At 64.3% G+C, this 6,039-nt stretch carries 3 protein-coding genes and 1 pseudogene; 1 reads left to right on the top strand and 3 read right to left on the bottom strand.

Annotated features, from left to right (window positions below; translation table 11 throughout):
- The 3 genes and pseudogenes from ENTHG_RS10195 to fes form a co-directional block, all read right to left on the bottom strand.
- Positions 1–3,201, bottom strand: a pseudogene (locus tag ENTHG_RS10195) (enterobactin synthase subunit F); the annotation flags it as partial.
- A gap of 10 nt (positions 3,202–3,211) precedes the next feature.
- Positions 3,212–3,415 (bottom strand): MbtH family protein, encoded by a 204-nt coding sequence (locus tag ENTHG_RS10200; RefSeq protein WP_044178742.1) that lies wholly within the window; start codon positions 3,413–3,415, stop codon positions 3,212–3,214.
- Positions 3,416–3,438: 23 nt separating this feature from the next.
- A complete protein-coding gene (gene fes, locus ENTHG_RS10205; RefSeq protein WP_275404584.1) occupies positions 3,439–4,776 on the bottom strand; it encodes an enterochelin esterase in 1,338 nt (445 codons plus the stop codon).
- Positions 4,777–4,909: 133 nt separating this feature from the next.
- Between fes and ENTHG_RS10210 the strand changes: the two genes are divergently transcribed.
- Positions 4,910–6,039: FepA family TonB-dependent siderophore receptor (locus ENTHG_RS10210; protein WP_044178744.1), on the top strand; the 1,130-nt coding region annotated here is incomplete at its 3' end.

Genomic DNA, 6,039 nt, shown 5'->3' on the forward strand with positions numbered 1-6,039 from the left:
CGGAACAGCGTCGGCCCGCCGCTCTGGCGCAGGGGGAGCAGCGTCTCCAGCCCCAGCCGGGCGTCGACCTCGTGGCGGGTCAGCAGGGCGGCCAGTTTCTCCGGGGTCGACGCGACCATAATCTGCCCGGGCGTCACCTCGCGGCGAAATGCTTTCGAAAGCTTCGCCGCCAGCCGCATCGCCAGCAGCGAGTGGCCGCCAAGGGCGAAGAAATCCGCCTGCGCATCCGCCACTTCGCAGTTCAGCAACGCGGAAAAAGCCTGCGCGATGTCGCGCTCGGCACCGGGGAGCGGCGCACGCCCGCTCGACGCCTGCGCGGGGGTCGGCAACGGGAGCGCCTTACGGTCCAGTTTGCCGTTGGCGCTCAGCGGCAACGCCTGCAACTGCAACAGCATGACGGGCACCATATGCGGCGGCAGCCGCCCGGCGAGGCGTTCGCGCAGTTCGACCACGTCCAGCGGCAGGCCGGAAGCGGAGACCACGTAGCCCACCAGCTGGCGCGCATCGCCGCCGCCCGTCGCCGCCTGGTTCAGCACGCAGGCGTGGGTCACCCCCTGCGCCACATCCGGCAGCGAGAGCAGCGCCTGGTCTATCTCTCCCAGTTCAATACGCTGGCCGCGAATTTTAAGCTGATCGTCGCTGCGCCCGAGGTACTCCACCGCGCCGTTTTCCAGCCAGCGGGCGACGTCCCCGGTGCGATACATCCGCTCGCCGGGGGCAAACGGATCGGCGATAAAGCGACTGGCGGTCAGGTCAGACCGTCCCAGATAGCCCTGCGCAAGCTGTACCCCCGTGAGATAGAGATCCCCTGCCACGCCCGGCGGCACCGGCTGCATCATGGCGTCCAGAATACGCAGGCCGGTGTTCCATACCGGAAAACCAATCGGCACGCTGCTGCCGGTGACCGCAGCCAGCGCTTCGCCGCTGGCGGGATACCAGCTGACATCCACCGCCGCTTCCGTTGGCCCGTAAAGATTATGCAGCGCCACGCCGGTTAGCCGTTCCCACTCCCGGCACAGCTCAGTCGGCAGCGCTTCGCCGCTGCAAAAGACCTTGTTCAGGCTGCGGCAGGTTTCACGGGCGCTTTCCGGCGTCAGAGAAGCAACAAACGCCGCCAGCATCGACGGCACAAAATGGGTGGTGGTCACGCCGAAGCGGGCAAAAAATCGCTGCAGCGCCAGCGGGTCGCGGTGGGCCTCCGGCTCGGCCATCACCAGCCGCGCACCGGCAATAAAGGGCCACCAGAACTCCCAGACGGAGACGTCGAAACTGCACGGGGTCTTCTGCGCCACCACATCGCTGGCCGTGAGCGGGTAGTGGTGCTGCATCCACAGCAGGCGGTTAACGATGGCGCTCTGCCCCACCATCACCCCTTTTGGCCGCCCGGTAGAGCCGGAGGTGAAAATAATATAGGCGGTATGTTCCGGGCGGGAGAGCGCAAGCCCGGTGTCGCCAGCCGCCTCCAGCGGCGCGTCGTAATAAAGGTGAGCCAGGTCTGGTAGCTCAAAGCGGGCCTGCCGATCGGCGGCGGTTATCAGCAGGCGCGGCTGCGCGTCTTCCAGCATCATGCGCAGGCGCTCATCCGGGTAGCCGGTATCCAGCGGAAGCCAGGCGGCCCCAGCCTCAACGATAGCGTGCAGCGCCAGGGTGAGAAAAACAGAACGCGGCAACGCCACCGCCACGCTGTCGCCAGGCCGCACGCCGCGCTCGCGTAACAGCGTCGCCAGCGCCACCACCTGCTCGCGCATTTCGCGGTAGCTAAACTGCCAGCGTTCGTCTGCCAGCGCGGGGGCGTCCGGGGTTTTTGCCGCCTGCCGCGCCACCAGTTCGCTTAAGGTGGCAGCAGGCAACATCACGCCGGTGGCGTTGACCTCAGCAATCTTCGCGGCCTCCGCCGCGCTCAGCAACTGCGCTTCGCCACAGCGCAGGGCCGGGTTTTCCGCAAACTGCGCAAGCAGACTGTGCAGACGCGCGACGTGGCGGCTGAGTTCCGCTTCGTTATAGCGGCTGCGGTTAGCCAGCACCTCCAGCGTCAGCCCACCCTCTTCATCCGGGAAGAGGGCCAGTTCGAGGTCGTTAACCGGCCCGGTCGCCAGGGTGTGCGTCTGCCCGGCTACGCCGTCAACATCCAGCTGATAGTCGAACATCTTCACGTTAAAGACCGGGCCAAAAAGCGGCTCATCCCCGGCGGCGCGCCCGGCATCGCGCAGGATCTGCTCGGCGTCGTAACGCTGGTGGCGGCGCATTTTTTTAGCTGCCCGGCAAGCTCAGCGGCAAGTTCCGCCAGCGTTTGCGCCGGATCGATCTGCACCCCAAGCGGCAGTACGTTAAGCACCGGCCCCGTGGCGGTAAGCGCCGCCGAGCCCATCCGCCGCATAAAAATAAACCCGGCGGCGTAAGAGAGGCGACCGCTCAGCCTGCCCAGCCACAGCGCCACCAGCGCCAGTGCGATATCGGCGGGCTGGCAGCCGCTGGCCGCCTGCGTCAGGCGACGAAACGCCTGCTTATCCAGCGCCAGGTGAAGACGCAGAATATCGCTACTGGCCGCCCGTCCCGGTAAAGGGGCGGAAGAGAGCGATGCCGGAGCCGGCAGCGCAAGCCGCTGTTGCTCCCAGAAGGTTTTGTCGCGCCCCCGCGCCTCGCTTTGCGCGTAGCGCTGGTACTCCTCCACCACCTCTGCAAACGGCGTGAACGGGTTGGCGGGCAGCGGCATACCCCGGCGCATAGCGCGGTAAATGGCGGCTATCTGGCGGGTAATGGCCGGGAAACTGAAGCCATCCACCAGCAAATGGTGATAGCGCTGATACCAGTACCAGTGGTTGTCAGCCAGCCGGATAAGCTGATGGCAGAACAGCGGCGCGCCGCTCTCCACCCGCAGGTTTTGATCCAGATCCGCCTGCATCAGCGACAGCGCCAGCGCGTGGGCGTCAGCGCGACCACGCAGGTCGACAATCTGCGGCAGCGGGAAGGTAAGCGTCTCATCCGGCTGCTGCCAGACTCCCCCTCTTCCTGCCAGAAGCGCATCCGTAAGGTGTCGGCCTGGCTCATCCCCGCAACAACCGCCTGCGCCAGCAGCGGCGCGTCTACCTCGCCGCGCAGTTCAACATAGTGCGCGACGCTCCAGGCGTTGGGCAGCGTTGAGAGGGCTTCCGCCATCCAGATCCCCGGCTGCGCGGCCACCAGTGGTAAACGTGTGGTCATCGGTATCTCCTTATTGCGCATGGTGCGCCGGGGTGAGCGCCTGCCAGTGGTCGGCAAGCCAGGCGTGACAGGCCTCCTGCGGCTGGGGCTCGCAGATGACGCGCCAGCCCTGCGGCAGGGCGCACGCCTGCGGCCACAGGCTGAACTGCTGGCGGCTATTTTGCAGAATATAAAACTGCCCTTGCGGATTATCGAAAGGGTTACTGAATTCCATGACGGGCTCCTGTGATAAAACGCTTACCGGGCAGGGTGCAGCAGGGGTTGCCAGAGGGTGATTAACCCTGCGGTCAGCCCGCCGCGCCAGCAGAGCGCATCGTGGCCGCCGTCAACCTGACGCCAGAATACGCTCTGCCCGGTCTGTTGGAGTTGTTCCAGCAGGGCCAGGTTGGCCCGCATGATGACAGGTTCGCGCCTTCCAGCCTCCAGCACGATGCGCAGTCCCTGCGCGAAAAGCGTGCCTGCACGAAGTTGTTCAATTAAACGCCCCGCCTGCTGCCCGCCACGGTGCGGCCACCAGTAGGAGCCGGACTGGCTGAGTACGCAGCCAAAGCGCGCAGGCCAGCGCAGGGCGGCATACAGGGAAGACAGACCGCCAAAGCTCTGCCCGGCCACCACGGTGCGCTGCGGGCTGTCGCTGAACGGCGCAACGGCCCGCACCTGCGGCAGCAACTCCGCCATTACCGCCAGCCAGAAATCGTCATTACAGGGCAGCTCCTGGCTACGGTGAGCGGTATCGATGGCGTCAATCAGGACATAGACGGCGGGCGGCAGCTCGCCACGCTGGGTGAGCGACGCCAGCGCGGGCCAGACAGGCATACTTTGCGCCCAGAACTGGCCGTCCAGCAGAATCGCCAGCGGGCGTTCGCTTTCCTGCCCCTCGCCGGTGGTATAGATCCAGACGCGGCGGCGGTTTGCCAGCCGGGCGCTCTGCCACTCAATGCAGACAGGAGGGGTAAAGGCAACAGGCGGCGCGTCCCAGCCTGGCTGCGGCGGCGCGTCCGGCATCGCCAGCGCCGACACGGGATGACCACGCCCCCCGCGCCAGCTGTGCGCGTTCAGCGGGTCGGCAACGGCGCGCGGCAGCAGTTTGCGCCACCCCTCGCGCAGAGCGGCGCGGTCGGGGGGCGTTTGTGACAGCGCCAGCGGCGGAAAGTCATTATCACGCGCAGAAGGAATAAAACAGTAGCTGCCACGCCAGCCTGCCGGCAATACGGTCTGCCAGCGCCAGACATCGGTGCCCGGCAGCCGTTGCAGGGTTTGCGGCGTCGCCTGCTGGTGGTGATCGGTCACGCCGGTGATATAAATCCAGACACGCTTAATGCCGGAGGTGGTTTCCGTTCCCGCCGGGTCGCGCCACCAGAAGGTGACCTCATACGCCCCCGCCGCGTTTTGCTTCCACTCGGGGCCCTGTTTTTGCCCCCACCAGGCCTCGCTTCCCGCTGCTAACGTCAACGCCGTAACCTCATCTTCTCTGTGGAAATTTTTGCTTGCAGATAAAAATTTATTGATAATATTATTGATAACTATTTGCATTTGCAATAGCGTATTGCCGCGCCCTGCAAGCGCGTCTTTCATTCTAAAAATGCCGTCTGCTGTGGATTTTCTCAGGAAGAGCCCCTTCGCAGCTGCGCGGCGACATCATGCCGTCTTCCTTACCCATTGGGAAAGGACTCAGCGGGAACGCGGCGAAGAAAAGCAGGTAACAACAATGAATTACAAAATCCATTCGCTGGCCGTACTGGTCAATCTGGGGATTTACGGGGTTGCATTGCCTTCACAGGCGGCTGAGACCACCAGCAACGAAGACACCATCGTCGTTACCGCCGCCGAGCAGAATTTGCAGGCGCCGGGCGTTTCCACCATCACCGCCGATGAAATCCGTAAAAATCCCCCCGCCCGGGACGTGTCGGAAATCATCCGCACCATGCCCGGCGTCAACCTGACCGGCAACTCCACCAGCGGCCAGCGCGGCAATAATCGCCAGATCGATATTCGCGGTATGGGGCCGGAAAACACCCTGATCCTGATTGACGGCAAGCCCGTCTCCAGCCGTAACTCGGTGCGTCTGGGCTGGCGCGGCGAGCGCGACACCCGAGGCGACACCAACTGGGTGCCGCCGGAGATGATTGAACGTATCGAAGTGCTTCGTGGCCCGGCGGCGGCCCGCTACGGCAACGGCGCGGCGGGCGGCGTGGTAAATATCATCACCAAAAAAGGCTCGGGCGAGTGGCATGGCGCCTGGAACACCTACCTGAACGCGCCGGAGCACAAAGACGAAGGCTCTACCAAACGCACCGACTTTAGCCTGAACGGCCCGCTGGGCGGCGATTTCAGCTTCCGCCTGTACGGCAGCCTTGATAAAACCCAGGCGGACGCGTGGAATATTAACGAAGGTCATCAGTCTGACCGCGCGGGCAACTACGCCGATACGCTGCCTGCGGGCCGCGAAGGGGTGGAAGACCGCGATATTAACGGCATGGTGCGCTGGGACTTCGCGCCGATGCAGTCGCTGGAGTTTGAAGCGGGCTACAGCCGCCAGAACAACCTCTACGCCGGAGACACGCAGAATACCAACAACGACAACAAGACCAACGGCTACGTGAAGAAATTCTACGGTAAAGAGACCAACCGTCTTTACCGCCAGAACTACGCCCTGACCTGGAACGGCGGCTGGAATAACGGCGTGACCTCTTCCACCTGGGCGCAGTATGAACATACCCGCAACTCCCGTCTCGGCGAAGGGCTGGCGGGCGGCCTGGAAGGGCTGTTCAACAGCGATAAGTTTACCGATACGGATCTGGCGGATGTCACGTTGCACAGCGAGGTCAACATTCCGCT

Origin of the sequence: Phytobacter massiliensis JC163 (genome assembly GCF_000321045.1) — a bacterium.
GTDB classification, from domain to species: Bacteria; Pseudomonadota; Gammaproteobacteria; order Enterobacterales; family Enterobacteriaceae; genus Phytobacter_A; species Phytobacter_A massiliensis.